12 protein-coding genes are annotated in these 17,149 nt (G+C 44.4%); 5 read left to right on the forward strand and 7 right to left on the reverse strand.

The features are described from left to right. Nucleotides 1–7 precede the first annotated feature (7 nt). Nucleotides 8–1,033 carry a response regulator gene (locus FLAVO9R_RS02805; protein ID WP_159528578.1) on the forward strand — a complete coding sequence of 342 codons (1,026 nt, stop codon included), beginning with the start codon at nt 8–10 and terminating at the stop codon, nt 1,031–1,033. Beyond that, entirely contained in the window at nt 1,033–1,992 is a 960-nt protein-coding gene (locus FLAVO9R_RS02810) for a sensor domain-containing diguanylate cyclase (protein ID WP_159528580.1), read from the forward strand. The genes FLAVO9R_RS02805 and FLAVO9R_RS02810 overlap by 1 nt, the downstream gene beginning before the upstream one ends. An 81-nt stretch (nt 1,993–2,073) precedes the next feature. Here the strand turns inward: FLAVO9R_RS02810 and FLAVO9R_RS02815 are convergent, their stop codons facing one another. The 6 genes from FLAVO9R_RS02815 to rapA form a co-directional block, all read right to left on the reverse strand. Further along, the gene (locus FLAVO9R_RS02815) at nt 2,074–4,260 is read right to left on the reverse strand and encodes a response regulator (protein ID WP_159528582.1); all 2,187 of its coding nucleotides are present in this window, start codon (nt 4,258–4,260) and stop codon (nt 2,074–2,076) included. Between the two features lie 226 nt (nt 4,261–4,486). Continuing rightward, nucleotides 4,487–5,821 carry an AmpG family muropeptide MFS transporter gene (locus FLAVO9R_RS02820; RefSeq protein ID WP_159528584.1) on the reverse strand — a complete coding sequence of 445 codons (1,335 nt, stop codon included), beginning with the start codon at nt 5,819–5,821 and terminating at the stop codon, nt 4,487–4,489. A 118-nt stretch (nt 5,822–5,939) separates the two neighbouring features. Continuing rightward, on the reverse strand, nt 5,940–6,263 hold the full coding sequence (locus FLAVO9R_RS02825; RefSeq protein WP_159528586.1) for a hypothetical protein: 324 nt from the start codon (nt 6,261–6,263) through the stop codon (nt 5,940–5,942). Between the two features lie 136 nt (nt 6,264–6,399). Next, nucleotides 6,400–7,266: a DUF3530 family protein gene (locus FLAVO9R_RS02830; RefSeq protein WP_159528588.1), complete on the reverse strand. Its 867-nt coding sequence runs from the start codon at nt 7,264–7,266 to the stop codon at nt 6,400–6,402. Nucleotides 7,267–7,393: 127 nt separating this feature from the next. Beyond that, entirely contained in the window at nt 7,394–8,182 is a 789-nt protein-coding gene (locus tag FLAVO9R_RS02835) for a pseudouridine synthase (RefSeq protein ID WP_159528590.1), read from the reverse strand. Beyond that, on the reverse strand, nt 8,182–11,010 hold the full coding sequence (gene rapA / locus FLAVO9R_RS02840) for an RNA polymerase-associated protein RapA (RefSeq protein WP_159528592.1): 2,829 nt from the start codon (nt 11,008–11,010) through the stop codon (nt 8,182–8,184). The genes FLAVO9R_RS02835 and rapA overlap by 1 nt, the downstream gene beginning before the upstream one ends. Before the next feature lie 383 nt (nt 11,011–11,393). Between rapA and FLAVO9R_RS02845 the strand changes: the two genes are divergently transcribed. Next, nucleotides 11,394–12,791, forward strand: coding sequence for a PhoH family protein (locus FLAVO9R_RS02845; protein ID WP_159528594.1), 1,398 nt, complete (start codon nt 11,394–11,396; stop codon nt 12,789–12,791). Between the two features lie 73 nt (nt 12,792–12,864). Here FLAVO9R_RS02845 and FLAVO9R_RS02850 read toward each other — a convergent pair whose 3' ends face one another. Beyond that, the gene (locus FLAVO9R_RS02850; RefSeq protein WP_159528596.1) at nt 12,865–14,127 is read right to left on the reverse strand and encodes a TonB-dependent receptor domain-containing protein; all 1,263 of its coding nucleotides are present in this window, start codon (nt 14,125–14,127) and stop codon (nt 12,865–12,867) included. A 59-nt stretch (nt 14,128–14,186) separates the two neighbouring features. On the opposite strand from FLAVO9R_RS02850, the gene FLAVO9R_RS02855 reads away from it, so the two are divergent. Both FLAVO9R_RS02855 and FLAVO9R_RS02860 read left to right on the forward strand, forming a co-directional pair. Beyond that, nucleotides 14,187–14,825, forward strand: a complete 639-nt coding sequence (locus FLAVO9R_RS02855; RefSeq protein ID WP_159528598.1) for a family 16 glycosylhydrolase — start codon at nt 14,187–14,189, stop codon at nt 14,823–14,825. A 90-nt stretch (nt 14,826–14,915) separates the two neighbouring features. Next, the gene (locus FLAVO9R_RS02860; RefSeq protein ID WP_232370563.1) at nt 14,916–17,096 is read left to right on the forward strand and encodes a multiheme c-type cytochrome; all 2,181 of its coding nucleotides are present in this window, start codon (nt 14,916–14,918) and stop codon (nt 17,094–17,096) included. Nucleotides 17,097–17,149 lie beyond the last annotated feature (53 nt).

The raw sequence follows: 17,149 nt of genomic DNA on the forward strand, positions 1-17,149 counted from the left end.
AGGTTTTGTGTCTACACCTATTCTTATATGTGATGATTCAGGCTTTGCACGACGTCAAATGGCGCGTAGTATCCCAGACGGTTGGGATGTAGAAATTTCATTTGCCGGCAATGGGCAAGAAGCCCTAGAGGTTATACGTGCTGGTAAAGGCGATGTGGTCTTTCTTGACTTGAATATGCCTGTCATGGATGGCTATGAAACGATGGAAGCCATTCGTAAAGAAGACCTACCTTGCTTAGTTATCGTGGTATCGGGAGATGTGCAAGCGCAAGCGCGAGAGCGAATGTTGGCCTTAGGTGCCATCGATTTCATTCGTAAACCTATCGATAACGAAAAGCTCACCAACATTTTAGCCTCGTATGGTGTTTATAGTGGTGTTTCGACTGCAGTGCAGCGAGAAGCTGTTGCAAGAGACACCGATGCGTCGTCGTTGGACGACAAACTAGATGCATATCGCGAAATGGTTAACATCGCTATGGGCCGGGCAGGTGAAAGCCTAGCACAGCTTATGGGCGAGTTTGTCCACCTGCCTATTCCCAATGTCAATTTGCTAGAAAGTAACGAACTGTCGATGGCTATCGCCGAGATAAATCGCAACGACTGTGTGTCGGCGGTGTCAAAAGGTTTCGTCAGTGCGGGAATTCGTGGTGAAGCGTTGGTTATCTTCAATGATACTAACTCGCAAAATATTGTTGAGTTATTAAAATATGATGCCCACCAATCCACTGGAAGCTTAGAGCTTGAAGCGTTAATGGATGTGTCGAACATTTTAATCGGCGCATGCCTAAATGGACTGTCTGAACAATTAAACGTGTCATTTAGTCATACGCTTCCCGTATTGCTCGGTCGTCATCAGGGGCTTGCTGCGTTACTTAACGACAACGTTAAGAAGTGGGGTAAAGTAATGGCAATTGAGATTGGTTACGCTATTAAAGCCAGAGATATTGCATTCGATTTATTACTGCTGTTTCCCGATGAAGCGATGAACCATATTTATGGTCGTTTAGTGGATGTAGAAAAGGAAGCTTCATAATGATTTCACTTACCAAAAACGGAAATTTACCTGCTGAACTGCTCGACTCTATAGAAGTGGGTATTGTCGTGTTAGACAGAGATTTCACAGTTGAAGCGTGGAACAAATTTATGGAAAACCACTCTTCAATCTTACCGCACGATATTAAAGGCTCCTTGTTGTTTAGGCATTTTTCTGAGATTGATGAAAAATGGTTAAGGCTTAAATCAGGCCCTGTTTTTAATCTGAAAAGCCCCGTATTCATTATTTGGGAACAGCGCCAATACTTATTTAAATTTGGCGGTAATAGACCTATTACTTGCCAAGCCAGTTACATGTATCAGAATGTGACTATGTTTCCCTTAGTTTCTGAATCCGGTGAAGTGGAGAAGTTCTGTATCGTAGTTTATGACGTAACAGACCAAGCGCTTAGCAAAATTGGTATGGAAAGACTGAATGAAGAGTTAAAAACAGCCAGTCGAATTGATGGCTTAACTGGGTTATTCAACCGTCGATACTGGCAGGAACGTTTGGAGCAATCTTATAAGTTAGCAAAGCGCCAAGATAAGGCGAGCACCGCTATGATGTTAGATATCGATCACTTTAAAAAAGTGAACGATACTTATGGTCATCAAGCAGGGGATAAAGTTATTCAAATGCTTTCCGCCCTTATTAAGCGCTGTGTCAGGGAAACTGATTTAGCGGGCCGTTATGGCGGCGAAGAATTTGCCGTTATTCTTACTGATTCCTCAGTTGAAAAAGCCGTCATAGTGGCTGAGCGTATTCGTCGTTTAACTGAGCGTATGGTGGTAGAGCATGATGGTGAAGAGATTACTTTTACGGTGAGTTTAGGTTTAGCTGAGTTCGACCCTCACAGTAAAAGCTCCATGGCTTGGCTTGAAAAAGCCGATCAGGCGCTTTACGAAGCTAAAGAAAGTGGGCGAAACAAATACTGTATTAGCCCGCTAGCTGAAGTTTAACGCTACTATTTACGTCGTCATTTCCGGTCGCTTCACGCTAAGTTGGTACTAAGTTTATAGCAACAACCCTGCGTCTACTCTTTATAATTTCAGCAGGGTTAATCCTAAGGTATTTTTCAACTCTTGAAAGGTAACAGGCTTGACCAAATGGTAGCGAATACCAGCAAGCTCAGAGGCCTTTCTATCGTCTTTATGTGCGTTAGCCGTAATAGCAACAATGGGGATATTCGGTTTTTTCTCTTTGATAATCTTTGCCACCTCTAAACCGCTTATATCATGCAAGTTAATATCTAACAAAATAGCGTCGTAAGGCTCTTCACGGGCCAGAATGATGGCGTCGTTACCATTGCTTACTGTCTTAGGTGAGTGTCCCATGCATATCAGCATGTTTTCCAGCATTTGTGCGTTTATCGGCTCATCTTCTACCACCAGTATTTTGGCATGATTGACTGGCTGATAGGCGGATTTGTTAGGCTTCGCTAAGTGGTGAAGGGTATCCACAATACGGTTCTTATCTACAGGCTTAACAAAAGATTGCCATACTTCAAGCTGACTGTTTGCAATAACGTTGGCAATATCCGGTGTAGCCGATAACACCACAATAGGTGGCGTACGTTTTCCGTAAATAGCATGAAGTGTTCGAGTAAGCTCTAGGCCATCGATACCCGGCATGTAAAGGTCGGCGAAAATGGCGGTGTATTGAAGTAACTCATCATGCAGGCTTAGTAGGTCTGAACCTGAAGCAAAACAACGCGCGGAAAATCCTTCGCTCGTAATAATGTTTTGAATATGCAGTCGAGAAATTTCTAAATCATCAACAATGGCGAAGCGTGCATTGCTGGTATTAGGTTGTGGGGGGGCGTTATCTGGCAAAGGCGTAATAGGAATATTAGCAACAAATTCAGTGCCAATGCCCTCTTGGCTAGTAAACGAAAGGCTGCCACCGAGTTGAACAATGCTTTTTTGTACGATGGTGAGCCCAATGCCAGCACCCGGGAACCTGTGATCTAGCGGCTGTTCCCCACGGAAAAAGCGCTCAAAAATTTTAGGCTTTATGTCATCTGCAATGCCTAGTCCTGAGTCTTTAACTTTTATGACCAAAAATACTTTTTTGTTTTTAATCCGGGTTGTGATATCTACGTGGATAATGCCATTGGGTGTAAACTTAACGGCATTGTCTAACGTGTTACGGATGACTTTAGATAAGTTAGTGGCATCTCCTTCGATAAAACGCGGCACGCTATGATTGCAATGCATCGTGAATTCGACTTTTTTACCTCTGACCTGAACGGAGTAAGGGGCGATGCATTCGTCGAGCAAGCTGATGAGGTCAACACGATCGATGTGTTTATCTTGTTCGCTGCCAATCGACAAGATATCGAGTAAGTTGTTTGTTAAATTCAATAGCCGATAGCATGATTGCTCAGCTTGTTGAATAAGCTTTCCTTGCTGCTGTTTCATGTTAGGAATAAGTTCTAGCGCAGTAATAATGGCACTAATTGGCCCTCTAAACTCGTGGCTCATTAAGTTTAGAAAATCGCGCTTTTCATTCTCAAGTAAGGCTTCGGCTTCTCGATGTTTCGAAGAAACACGCGCTTCGCTCTTAGGCAAGGGAGTTCTATTTCGGTTAATTTTTGAGGATACAAATAACCACAGCGCCATAAGAGAAAGTGCCAACATGGCGGTAGTTACGAACAGGCTGACCTTCAGATTCTGAGCACTGTGACTTAGCCGATTTAAGGTGATTTGTTCTTCTCGCCGAATATCTTTGATGAGTGGCGAAAGCCTAAGCGGGCGGGATAGATAGTTCGCGACTTCATTAGGGGGTAAATCAACAATGGTGCGTAGTAAATTAAGGGTGACTTTAACCTGCTCGGAAAGGGTAAGCGACGTGCTTCTTTGTTGCTCTCTGATAAAGGTTTCTAGGCTTAGCGATTGCGTAGTAAAGTCATCGAAATGTGCATCGTCGATTAAAAAAGCATGTTGAAAATGGTACTTTGCTTCAACGGCAAGGGGCATTAATTCCCTCTGGATAGCGGCTATTTCATCTGAAGGTTGTGGAGCAGTAAGTGTCTCAATGCGTCTTTCTATTTCAATGAGTGCATGATGCAGTGAATTGCTCGCATTTAGCGATTGCGACAACGTGTAATGGGTGTGTAAAAAGTGATATAGATAGGCAAAAAAACACAATATAACTACAGCGAACCCTGTAGCGATGTATAGATGCCAATGCTTTGCTTCGTTGAACGGTACTTCATTCTTGCTCATAGCGACTCCATGCTACTACGCTTACTCTTGGTCTTATTATACCCATTTATTGTCTTTTACTGGACTTCTCTAAGGCCGCTATTACGTCTTAATAGGCTATATTGCAATCAAGTGAAAGCTTATTGTAAGACTCGTTTAGGTCATCATCTTACGAATCCATCTCCTCATCATTGCTTATATGCACAATAGTTTAACTTTAGATGGGAAATGAGTTATTGCAACGTTATTACTCAGAAGTTTTAGATTTCTCCAAATGTGTAATTTTATGCCGAATATTGTGTAGGAACAGCAAGCTAGGTATAACCATAAGTGCAGTAATAACAAAGAACTGGCTCCAGTTACCATCAAGGAAATCAACTACAAATCCACTACTAGAGGCCACCAAGGTTCTTCCCGCTACGCTCAACGATGCCATAAGGGCATATTGCGTGGCACTGAAGGCGCGATTACACAAAAGGGAAATAAAAGCGACCATGGCCACGGTGCTCCAAGCAGCCGTAAAACCGTCGATAATGACCGCAGCGGCCAGAAGCGTAACGTCAGGCCCTGTAGTGGCAATAAGTGAGAACATAAGGTTAGAAGCCGCCATCGCTATGCCGGCAGTCATTAGGCCTTTGTAAATACCATAGCGAATATTGACCAACCCACCTATCAGAGAAAAGATAATGGTTACCCACCAGTTGAGCAGCTTTGAGTAAGTGCCGATATCGCTATTGGAAAAACCAATTTCTTTGTAAAAAACGATACTCATTCTTCCTAAGAAGGCTTCCCCAATTTTAAACAAGATTATAAACAGTAAAAACGACAAAGCGAGTTTTACGCCATTGCGTGTGAAAAACTCGGAAAAAGGGGCCACTAAGGTTTCTTTAAACCAAAGCGCTATTTTAGAAGACGTTGCGCCTGTATTGCTTTGTGCTGGGCTCCCTACCGCTTTGCTACGCAATAGGTCCCGATCTATGTCTGGCTCTTTGGCAAACACCGTGGTAACCATAAGCACAAGCATGAAAAGGGCGAGTAAACCGTAAATGTCAGGCCAGTACCAGCTGCTATTGTCCGCAATAAAAAACGGAATGGCGCCAAGTCCACCATAGCCCGTCCACCATCCTGCGGTGGCAACGGAAGATGCAGCAGATAAACCATCATTGTCATTTTCTTCAATAACATCAATTCGATAGCCATCTATCGCAATATCTTGAGTAGAAGAAAAAATGGCGATGAGTAAACCCACCACTGCCAAATAAAACAAGTGACTATTGGCTGATAATTGTGTCATTAACGCACAACACAGGGCTATGCCGCCTTGCATGATGAAAATCCAGCCTCGACGCTGACCAAGAATTCGAGGTTTTACGCGGTCAATTAAAGGAGACCAAAGAAAATTGAATGAATAGACCGCAAAGATAGCACCAAACAAGCCAATGGCTGACCGAGATAGGCCTTCATCTTTTAGCCAGGCCGATAGCACTGAGCCAATCATAATCCATGGAAAACCACTGGTAATGCCAAATAGAAAAATACTGAGGTAACGTCGGTCGTAATAAGTTTTCAGAGAGTCTAACAAATGCGTTCCATGGCCAAAGCGTGATCCATTCGTATTGAGCCATGATCACGCTTGAGTTTCAATGAAAACGAGCAATAAAGGGTTGAATCACTGATAAATTAACGAATAAAGAACGCCGCTAGGGGCGGATACCTACACAGTCGATGGGGCAGTGCCCTTTACCTTCTAAGAACAATATACAGTTCATTAACTCATCGACGAGATATTTATCTGAACGTAACTTATCTTCTTGCCAAAAGTGGACTTGATGGAGCAAATGCCAAAAAACCCTTTCCTTATACGTGTAAGGTTGGGTAAATGTGTACTCTATCTGGCCCCACTCTTCCATACTATCCCAAAAGAATAGTTCGATTTCCTCGACCGGAAGCTCTCCTTGCCAAAATGACCTCAGATAAAAACACAGCTGCTTGGCCTTTTTGTTTACGAATGTTTGAACAGTCATAGACACACAGCCGCCGTTAATAAAGATTAAAATGAATTATAGTTCAGAACACCCAGTGATACCTCGTGAAGCCCAAGGCAAAAGAGGTAGGATACTGTTTTAAGATATAAATTAGACTAGTTGGTTTAGATTCTAATTACCAGCCTAAATGTTGAGTCCATCCAAGAATACTGCCAGCAATCAACTGAATTTTAGCACTATTCTCATTGTCTATTAGACCAAAGGTTGAATTTTGCGTGTGGAATGACTGTTGTCTGTAGTGAAGTTTGAGGGAGGTGGTGGCAAGTTGCTTTCGTTTCGCTTCTGTTTGCGACGCCCATGTGTTGGTGTCGTTAATTGATAGGTCCAGCACTGGAAATTCTGTTCCGGCAATAAATTCAGGTACACCGCGGTTTATATCGGCGTTGGGCCAAAAGGGGGCGATGGCGACCAAGGAGTCTGGTGATGGAATCATGCCTTTAGATCCTAAATCCAGCAACTGTGCTGCTTGCATACCGTAGGCAATGTTCATTCTAAAGCCTTGATGACTTTCAAGGTGAGTATTAAGTGCATTGATTAATATAGTCAAGTGTTGGCTGGACGACACGTAACTCTGTCGCTGAAGTCGACTGTCAGATTTCGGGTGAATGGCTTCATCGACGGGAAGGTCAGGGTCTGCTTCTAATGTGAAGGAAACTGGGCTAACCACCGCATGCCACCCTTTGGCATTAAGTAAACTGGCTAAGTGACGTGCATCCCCTATGGAAAGACCGCTAGGCGAGGCATCAGCTAAAATAATGGCGGCGCCGCGTGAAATAGGTAATGCTGAGGGGCTCTCAAAAATAGGCACGCGGATTTCCCCAGCCATTACATAGGTAATGTCATCGGGTAAAAAAGCGTGGGTAATATCCTCATACAAGCTTTGCCCTTTTGCATAAGGCACAGAACACAGCAAAAAAGAAAATAAGCTGCAACCCACCAGGAGAAAACGAGATAAACGTAACATGGCGTACCAATAAAGCATTCAACAGTCATATTATCGGCTAAACCTGTGAAAACTTCAGTTCGAACCAAGAGTATTTTTAGCGCCTATTAATTGACCGCATTTATGAATGCGGGTGAAACAGGTTGGTACCAAGCGGCCCAAAGCTTCAAACAATAGACAGAGGGGCGGGGGAGTAGTGCGCATAAGCAGTAAATGGAATAGGCGTTTGAAACGTTAGCCAGTTTTCAGATACAGGATGCGCAAAGCTCAAGCTTTCTGCATGCAGTTGTAATCGTTCAGCCATACCTAGTGCTTCTTCATGAGCATAAAGCCTATCACCTAAGATAGGATGGCCTAACTCAAGCATATGGACTCGAAGTTGGTGAGAGCGCCCTGTAACGGGGTATAAGGCAATGAGGGTCTCGCTTTTCTCGTCCTCTATGGGGCTAAGAGCCTGGCTAGTAACAGGGCTTTCCCCCATTTTTGAATTAACCGTTTCGTGTGATTCGTTAGGTGTTACATCAACCACTTCATAATGGGTCAGGGCTTTTTTCCCTCGCTCATAATCCACCATTTGCTTTGGGCGATTAGGCCAATCACAAATAAGGGGTAAGTTCACTTCCCCTTGGTTGCTTTTAACCTTGCCAAAAACACGAGCGAAATAGCGCTTCTTGGTTTGGCGTAATTCAAATTGCTTTGAAATACGCCGATGGCTTTCTTTGTTTAGCGCCATCACCATAATGCCCGATGTTGCCATATCAAGCCTATGCACCACAGTGGCCGTAGGGAACACGGTATTTACTCTGCTTATGAGCGAGTCTCTATGTTCTTCTGCTTTACCTGGCACGCTTAACAAGCCACTGGGCTTATTCGCTACCAAGATGTCATCATCTTGGTAGAGAATAGTTAAATAAGGCTGTTGCGGCGGGTTGTAAACAAATGCAGGATTAGCCATTAAGGGTTGTTCACCACTAAACGTAATGCATCAAACTGTACGTCAGCGCCTTGTATTACTTTGTCTAACGCATTCATTTGGTTTTCAATAAACTCAATTTCACTGTCACGCACTGATGGGTTACGCTTTTGCAAATCGACTAAACGCTGAATTTCACTGTTTAGGGTTTTGTGCATGTTTTGCAGTGCATCGTGTAGCTTTTGATTCGCTTGTTGATGCGCCAGCTTTCTACTGTTCTCAATGGCTAAGGTAAGCGGTTGATGCAGTGCTTTTATAAGCTGATGCGAAATTTTTCGGTTTACCTTACGTTTTACATCAAAGGTTAAATCTACTTGATTGCCTTGCGCATCTAAACAAATACGCAGTGGCGTTTGCGGTAAGAAACGGCCAAGCTGAAGTGCTTTAGGAGCGTTAGCATCTAATACAAATAGGGCCTCTAACCAGTAAGCGCCTTTGGGAAGGTCAGGGTCGGCAATAAAGCCAATGCTGCTCTTACCGTGCACATCACTAAGCACTAAATCGATAGCGGTATGTACAAGAGGATGATCCCAACTTAAAAACTGTACATTTTCTAAGGTGGTCGCCACGCGGCGTTTATAGGTTACCGTCATGCCTTCAGGGTCGAGCCCTGGTAATTGGCTAACCATAGATTCGGTTGGCATTAGAATAAAGCAATCGCTGCCTTTTTCTTCTTGCTGAACACCAATAGCATCAAACAGTCGGCCCATAAAGCGGGATAAATCTTGCGAGTTATCAAGCAATATGATGTCTTCAAGTAACTGTTCAACACGGCCTTCACCAGACGCATTAAGCTCTAACAAACGGTCACGACCGGCTTCTAGCTGTGCCACTAGCTGGCTATTTAATGTGGTACTTAAGTTAATCAGTTCGTCGCGAGTATGAAGGTCGTGTGGGTGCAAACACGCGCCAATCAACAAGGTTTTTACGTCGTCAAACACGCCTGAGCCTGTCGGGCAGGTTTTCTCAAACGCATTCAGCCCTTCATGATACCAATCCACCAACACATGCTGAGCCGTGTTTTTTAAATAAGGCACATGAATTTCAACGGTTTGAGTTTGACCAATACGATCTAAGCGACCAATTCGTTGCTCCAGTAAATCTGGTGTAACGGGTAAATCGAACAACACCAAGTGATGGGCAAACTGGAAGTTACGACCTTCACTGCCAATTTCACTACACAATAAGATTTGCGCGCCGTCTTCTTCATCAGAAAAATAGTGAGCGGCTTTGTCGCGCTCAACAATGGTCATGCCTTCGTGGAATACGCTATGACGTACACCGGTTTGGGTGCGAATGACTTCACCGAGTTCTTGTGCGGTGCGCGCACTGGCACAAATAAGTAAGATTTTTTCTGGTTTAACCGATTGCATGAAATCGAGCAACCAGCCTACGCGAGGATCTTCATCCATCCAGCTATTTACCACGCTTGGCATACGTTCAGGGTATAACGCATGGGTTAAATCACCGCCGGTTACCGCACTTTCATATACCTCGGGTAGTTCAAGTTGGTAGCCAAGTAATACGCGGTCAGGGAAGCCTTCAATATTGGCTCTGCGGTTTCTAAACAGCATTCTGCCCGTACCGTGGCAATCGATAAGCTGATGAACCAGCTCTCTGCGTGCTTCAGGTTGTGCTAAATCACCGGCATTTTCCATCACATCCGGGGCGAAGTCGGTTAGCTTGGTGCGTTGTTTTTCGTCCGGCGTGGTGTCTGAAAGTAAAGGGGCTACGGCGTCTGCAAGCTGACTGTAACGCGACTCTTCATTTAAAAAGGCTTCGTAGCTATGAAAACGAGCTGGGTCGAGTAAACGCAAACGAGCAAAGTGGCTTTCATGGCCGAGTTGGTCTGGGGTTGCAGTAAGCAGCAATACCCCTGGCGTTTCATTGGCTAACGCTTCTACGCAAGTGTACTCAGCAGAGGGCGCATCGGCAGACCACGCAAGGTGATGGGCTTCATCAACCACCATTAAATCCCACGATGCCGCTTGAATCTGTTGTTGACGCTTTTCGCTCTGACTCAAAAAATCGATGCTACATAGCACTAACTGGTCGTTATCAAAGGGGTTAGTTTCACCGTCATCATCTAAGGCTTCGCACCGGCTTTCATCAAAAATTGCGAAAGGCAGGTTAATTCTGCGTAGCATTTCAACCAGCCACTGATGCACCAATGAATCTGGCACTAAAATTAGCACTCGCTGCGCACGACCGGTACGAAGCTGCTGATGGATAATAAGCGCAGCTTCAATGGTTTTACCTAAGCCAACTTCATCGGCAAGTAAAACACGCGGAGCATGACGGCTACCCACTTCAGAGGCAATGTGTAGCTGGTGGGGAATAAGGGAAATACGTGCGCCGGCTAAACCAAGTGTGCTAGAGCGTAAATAGTCATATTGATGATTTAGTGCGTTTAGGCGCAAGTCGAACCACTTAGGGTGGTCGAGTTGTTCACTGAATAATCGCCTTTCAGGTTGGTTTAATCGAATGTGGTGATCAAGTAAGGTTTCAGAAAGACGAACTTGTGCTTTGGTGTCTTCGCGAATGCCGAAATAAATGCAAACGCCCTGACTTTCTTCAATTTCAGAGATGGTCATTTGCCAGCCGTCTTGGCTTTTCACGGTTTCGCCAATATCGAATACCAAACGGGTCAGTGGTGCGTCTTGCTTTGTATACATTCGCGCTTCTCCCGTGGCAGGGAAAAATAACTCAACTGAGCGAAAATCAACACTAATAACAGCGCCTAAACCTAATTCGGTTTCAGTATTACTTAACCAACGCTGACCAATGGAAAACGGATTTCCTGAACTCATAAATCACCAACCTTTTTTGCGGGGGCGGTATTGTACGCATTGTGTATTAATAAGTCATTAATACTAGCCCATTTGTGCGTTTTAATCTTGGTGAGTGAAATGTGGTTGGAGGACGGCTATTTGAGGGTAATGAACGAAGAACAAAAATTATTTCGCAGAAAAACAGTGCTAATAATGAAAATCTGGATTATGGTGGATTTAGCGCTTGTGATTGTTTGTTGGGCAAGCGTGTGAAGTGGCGGTGTTTAGGTTGCTGCCACTTTTCGGTCGACGCGACAAGGAGTGGAAGTCCTGTTCGAGCGACAACTTCTTCTCCTTCAGCGGAACTGTTCCTAGCACGCTAATTTGTTGTGTGTGCCTGGCCTTATTTACCGGAGTAAAGGATGCCAAGAAAAAATTCCACTGATACAAAAATATACGTCCTCGATACCAATATTCTGCTGCACGAACCTCACGCATTTCTCTCCTTTAAAGAACACGATGTTGTTGTACCAATGACCGTGCTTGAAGAGCTAGATTACATCAAAGACAGCAAGAAAGACGTTGCCCGAGATGCGCGAGTATCTATTCGTGCAATGGAAGACTTACTGCACGATGCGTCACCTGAAAATATGGTGGCCGGTGTGTCTATGGTTGGAATGGGCGCAGGCGAAACAGCGCCGACGGGATCTTTGTCAATTTATACTGATTTGAGCATGGCCCAATCCCAGCAAGTGTTCACCAGTAATGAGAACGACAACCGCATCATTAATGTGGCCTTGCATTTACAAAAAGCGAATGCACCGCAACAAGTGGTGTTAGTCACTAAAGACCTCAACATGCGTCTTAAAGCGAAAGGCGCAGGTCTTGCGCATGTTGAAGATTATCGCACCGACCAACTTATTAGTGATATTAAATATCTCTCTCGGGGGTTCCATCGCTTTGAGGGGAACTTCTGGGACAAGGTGAAAAGCGTAGACAGTCGCACCGAAGGTCGCGATACCATTCATACCATTCCCAAAGCGATGCTGCCAGAAGCTTATATAAACGAGTTTTTACTCGATGAAAGCAACGACTTTGCTGGACTGGTTGAAGCTATTAACGGCGACTCTCTTGAGGTGCTTGATTTAGGCTATGAGCGCTTAATGGGCCGTCATGCGTGGGGAATCACGCCAAAGAATATTGGCCAAGCCATGGCGCTTCATGCGTTACTTGACCCACACATCGACTTAGTGATCCTTACCGGCCCTGCCGGTAGCGGTAAAACCCTATTGGCCCTAGCCGCCGCCCTTGAAATGGTGGTAGAGCGCAACATGTACGATAAGATAATCGTAACACGTAGCACCCCAGAAATAGCGGAGTCGATTGGTTTCTTACCGGGAACCGAAGAAGAGAAAATGTTGCCATGGTTAGCAGCCATTACTGATTCGTTAGAAGTGCTGCATAAACACGATGAAAACGTGAAAGGCTCTATGAACTACATCATGGAAAAAGCCAACATTCAGTATAAGTCGGTTAACTTTATGCGGGGGCGAAGCATTCAAAACTCTATTGTTATTTTAGATGAATCGCAGAATTTAACGGCATCACAGCTTAAAACCATCATCACCCGATGCGGTGAAGGTACTAAGATTATTGTGGGCGGAAACTTGGCCCAAATAGACAGTAATTACTTAAGCGCTGTGACTTCAGGACTAACCTACTTAGTAGAGAAGTTTAAAGACTTCTCGGGCAGTGCAACCTTAAACTTAGATGGTGTAGTACGAAGCCGCTTAGCCAGCTTTGCGGAAGAGAATTTATAATGTGTTACTAATGGTGTGCCTTGGAGGGAAATTCCCCCAAGGCAAACCAGCTTTTAACGTTATGGGTACCGTTTTAAAACTTCCCTCTGAAGCCGACATTGTAGCGCGGCCCGTATGTTTCATAATCAATAAGTTGATTGCTGAAACGACCATGGCGTCGGGTGCTTTCATCCGTAATGTTGATACCGTCGAGGAATACAGAAATATGATCATTTATTTCATAGCTAGCAGAGATATCAAGTTGGCTGTGCGACTCGGTAAAGGTAGGCTCTAAACCGCCTGAAAGTAAAAACTCATCGCGCCAGTTATATGCTGCCCTAACTTGATACTCATCTTTTTCATAAAAAACGACTAGGTTGGCCGAGTCGCTTAAACCTGTTAATGCAAAATCATTTTCTAGCGAGTACACATCGTATTCATCAGCACTGTTCACCATGGTGTAATTGACAATAGTGCCAAACCCAGTTTCGCCAAACAGATGTTGAACGTTGAATTCCCAGCCGTACACGCGGGTGGCGTCTAGGTTTTGCGGTGTGGTAATTTCCCATTCGATGATAGGGTCGCCTGGTTGCGATAGGCAGTCAGCGACTGGATTTGTTACCGAGCCGTCTGGACAATTTCCTCTAGGGTTAATGCTGGGGTCTGTTAGTGGGCCATTAGGACCTATTAACTCGCTCTCTATTTGACCTGTTGAAATAAAGTTATCAACTTGCTTTCGGAAGTGGCCTAAGGAAATATAGCTACCATCGTCATAGTAATACTCTAGCGATAAATCGATGTTCTGAGATTCAAACGGAAGTAAATTAGGGTTACCTTGAGAAGCTCTAAAAGGGCCGCCGGCGCGATGTAGATTTAAGCTGGTAGCGGGGAACATAGCGCCAATGCTACTTCTAGCTATTGTTTTACTGTAAGAAAACCTTGTTACCAAGTCATCAGTAATTTCCAAGCTTATGTCTAAATTAGGTAAAAACTGTTCATAATCGCCTTCGAGTATTTCAGTGACTTCTTCCTCGGCGAAGAGTTTATCAAGCTGTATCGGTGTTATCCAATTGAAGCCTATCACAGGGCGTTGGATAGAGTAGGATTCAACGTCAGTCTCTTCGTACCTTACGCCAAAATTGGCATTAATAGGCATATTGTTGAAATCTGTAACAAAATCAAAAGAAAGGTATGCCGAAGTTGTTTCTTCAGTTATCCCATCTTTTGTCACATTGGCTTCGTTGTATAGGGATTGTTCGCGAACTAAATCAAGAAACTCGTTCGCACTAAAAACAGGTAAATATTCAAATCCTACTCCGCCATCAATGAATCCGTATTCAAGCTCACTAATATCCATAGCCCCATTGCCTAAGGCGAAGTTGGCGCTGTAAATATTACTCTGACACCCCGGTAAATATGGTTGATACAAATTCGGGGGTGAAGGACGGGTATCTTTGGATAAAAGCGACTTTGGATGCGTCTTCTGACGATAATTGGTTTAAAACTTCTCGGGTGCATTCTAAAGCAAGAATTAGCTTTCCCATGTACACAGAAACACGCTTGAAAGTAGCACATCTACCCGCTTACAACACCTTCTGGTTAAATAATGGCGATTCAAATGATCGAGATGAAATTGATATTATTGAAATAAACTCTAAACCTGCGTGTGGTGAAAATACTGAATATCCATGGCAAATGAATTCCCAGTATTTTATCGTTAAAGAGGGCAACACAGAACGCAACAAAGGCCCTTGGAGCACTAAAAAACTATCTAAAGGGAATACCCGCAAAGACGTTGCATGGAACGAAGACTATCATGTATTCGGGGCATGGTGGAAAGATGCCCACACTGTACAGTTTTATCTTAATGGTGAACCCGCCGGTAGCGTCGTTTCTCGTCAACCGTTTACCCTTGAGCAAGAGCTAATTTGGGATCTTTGGACTCAAGATAGCCCGTGGGTTTGTGGGTTACCAGAAAAAGAAGAATTACTGGACGATAGCCGTAATACCATGAAAGTTGACTGGGTAAGAACGTGGAAATTGGTATCAGAGTAAATGAGGGCGAGCATTCCTCTTTACACCATCGTATGCTTAGGACGCTGCGCTATTTGAATTTATTATCACTATAATGACCGTTGAGCATTAATGAAGTATTTAACCTTTACCTGCCTATTTATGGCGAGTCTACTTTTGTTTTTTTCCTTTACAGTAAAGGCAAATACGAACTGTGTTAGTTGTCACCAACAAGCGGTCTCTAACTGGCAGCAATCTGATCATGCAAAAGCGATGGATGTGGCAGCGGCAAACACGGTGCTGGGTGATTTTTCGGGTACAGCAGTCGCGCACTATACCCAACAGGCTCGGTTTTATCAGAAAGGGCAAGATTTTTGGATTAACTTCACAGAGGCCGACAGTACTACTGATTACCAAGTGAAGTACACTTTTGGGCACTATCCGCTACAACAATATTTGATTGAAGGTAGTGCGGGAAAGCTCCAAGTGTTCCCGTTCGCGTGGGATTCTCGGTCTAAAGAAGAAGGGGGGCAACGGTGGTACCCTATGTATTCTCAGGAAGATATTCAACCTGCTGACCGCTTGCATTGGCGTCAACCGTTGCAAAACTGGAACGGTATGTGCGCAGATTGTCATTCAGACGGCTTAACCCGTAATTATTCTGTTGAAACGAAGCAGTTCGACACTACCTGGGACAATATTAACGTAGGCTGTCAGTCTTGCCACGGCGAAATGACTCATCACGCCGACACCGCCTCTTCAGCGTCGCAGTTAACAGGGCAGTCGTCGCACGGCAAATTAGCTCTTTCTTCTGACGAGCAAAAAGCCATAGGCCAGTGGCTCCTAGACGATGGAGCAAAGATTGCCTCTTGGCATGGAGAGCCCAGAGATAACCAGTTCATGGAAACGTGCTTTGCTTGCCATTCTCTACGCTCCCCTATTACCGACGGAATAGACCCGAATGCAGCCTTTTTAGACCAGTTTGTTCCCTCGCTGTTGGCGCCGCCGATGTACCATGCTGATGGCCAAATTAAAGAAGAGGTGTATGTCTATGGCTCGTTCTTACAAAGTAAAATGTATGCCGCTGGTGTGAATTGCCTAGACTGCCACGACAAACATACGATGAAAATAAAAGTACAGGGCAATGGGTTATGTTTGCAATGCCACAGTAGCGAGGTTTACCAGCAACAATCTCACCTTCGCCATGATGTTAGTTCAACGGCTGGGCAGTGTGTAAGTTGCCATATGCCCGAAACAACTTACATGGGAGTTGATGCCCGCAGAGATCATAGTTTTAAGGTGCCAAGGCCTGATTTAAGCGCGAAGTATGATACGCCTAATGTGTGTACCGGTTGTCATGAAATGCAATCTTCCAACTGGGCTGCCGATATTATTAATCAATGGCGCCAAGGCGATGCGTTACCTGATACTTCACAAGATGATTTCCTAGCCCTTATGCATAACGGTACCTTACCGGTTGCCCGTCATTTTGCACTCATCAACAATACGGAACTTAGTGTTATTGTGCGAGCCAGCGCAATAGCCATGTTACCCAATAGTGTTGCTCAACTTTCCGATAACGATGTAAAAGGCTGGGTGCAATCAGAGCACGATCTTATTCGCTTGGCGGTAGCTGGTATTGGAAATATGCTGCCTGTTCCGGAGCGGCTGAAATCTTATCAAACACTACTAGAAGACCGTTTTAAGGCGGTACGTCTTAGGGCTGCCAACCACTTATTAGATGCTGGTTTGAATAACAATGCTGCCTTTAAGCCTGCGTTGGAACTCTTGTTGAAGTTTAACGAAGTGTCCATGTGGCGCGGAGAATCGGCGCTTAACCAAAGTATGGTTTACTTACAATTAGGTCGTACAAAAGAGGCGCTGAATAGCTTGCAACATGGCATCGACGTAGACCCTTTCTTTGCACCTAATTACGTTAACTTAGCCGATGTATATCGCCAAGCAGGGCAGGTTGAAAATGAAAGGATGACGCTAAATGCAGGGCTAAAAGCTAACCCTACATCAGCTGTTATGCACTATGCACATGGTATGTATCTATTTCGTGCACAGAGAAAACCAGATTCTATTGAAGCATTTAGGCGAGCCGTTAAATTGGCGCCTGACAACGTGCAATATGTATACGTCTACTTTTTAGTTTTAGACGGTGTGGGGCAAACCGACAAAGCGCTGCGTGAGCTAAAACTAGCGTTAGGCCGCTATCACTACCATCCGCAATTACGGCAATTAGGGGTTAATTTTGCCCAGAAAATGAATGATGCTAAAGCGTTAATGTATTTTCAGAAAGCCAAATAAAAACGGCAAACGAAATATGTCGTTTGCCGTATATTCTCTTACCAGGTAAAAGG

Origin of the sequence: Alteromonas sp. 38 (assembly GCF_902506055.1) — a bacterium.
Classification (GTDB): Bacteria; Pseudomonadota; Gammaproteobacteria; order Enterobacterales; family Alteromonadaceae; genus Alteromonas; species Alteromonas lipotrueae.

Excerpts from the sequence above, each read along its gene's own strand:
- FLAVO9R_RS02810 (WP_159528580.1), top strand. The coding sequence starts at position 1,033 with ATGATTTCACTTACCAAAAACGGAAATTTACCTGCTGAACTGCTCGAC.
- FLAVO9R_RS02815 (WP_159528582.1), bottom strand. The coding sequence starts at position 4,260 with ATGAGCAAGAATGAAGTACCGTTCAACGAAGCAAAGCATTGGCATCTA.
- FLAVO9R_RS02825 (WP_159528586.1), bottom strand. The coding sequence starts at position 6,263 with ATGACTGTTCAAACATTCGTAAACAAAAAGGCCAAGCAGCTGTGTTTT.
- FLAVO9R_RS02830 (WP_159528588.1), bottom strand. The coding sequence starts at position 7,266 with ATGCTTTATTGGTACGCCATGTTACGTTTATCTCGTTTTCTCCTGGTG.
- FLAVO9R_RS02835 (WP_159528590.1), bottom strand. The coding sequence starts at position 8,182 with ATGGCTAATCCTGCATTTGTTTACAACCCGCCGCAACAGCCTTATTTA.
- rapA (WP_159528592.1), bottom strand. The coding sequence starts at position 11,010 with ATGAGTTCAGGAAATCCGTTTTCCATTGGTCAGCGTTGGTTAAGTAAT.
- FLAVO9R_RS02845 (WP_159528594.1), top strand. The coding sequence starts at position 11,394 with ATGCCAAGAAAAAATTCCACTGATACAAAAATATACGTCCTCGATACC.
- FLAVO9R_RS02850 (WP_159528596.1), bottom strand. The coding sequence starts at position 14,127 with ATGGATATTAGTGAGCTTGAATACGGATTCATTGATGGCGGAGTAGGA.
- FLAVO9R_RS02855 (WP_159528598.1), top strand. The coding sequence starts at position 14,187 with ATGGTTGATACAAATTCGGGGGTGAAGGACGGGTATCTTTGGATAAAA.
- FLAVO9R_RS02860 (WP_232370563.1), top strand. The coding sequence starts at position 14,916 with ATGAAGTATTTAACCTTTACCTGCCTATTTATGGCGAGTCTACTTTTG.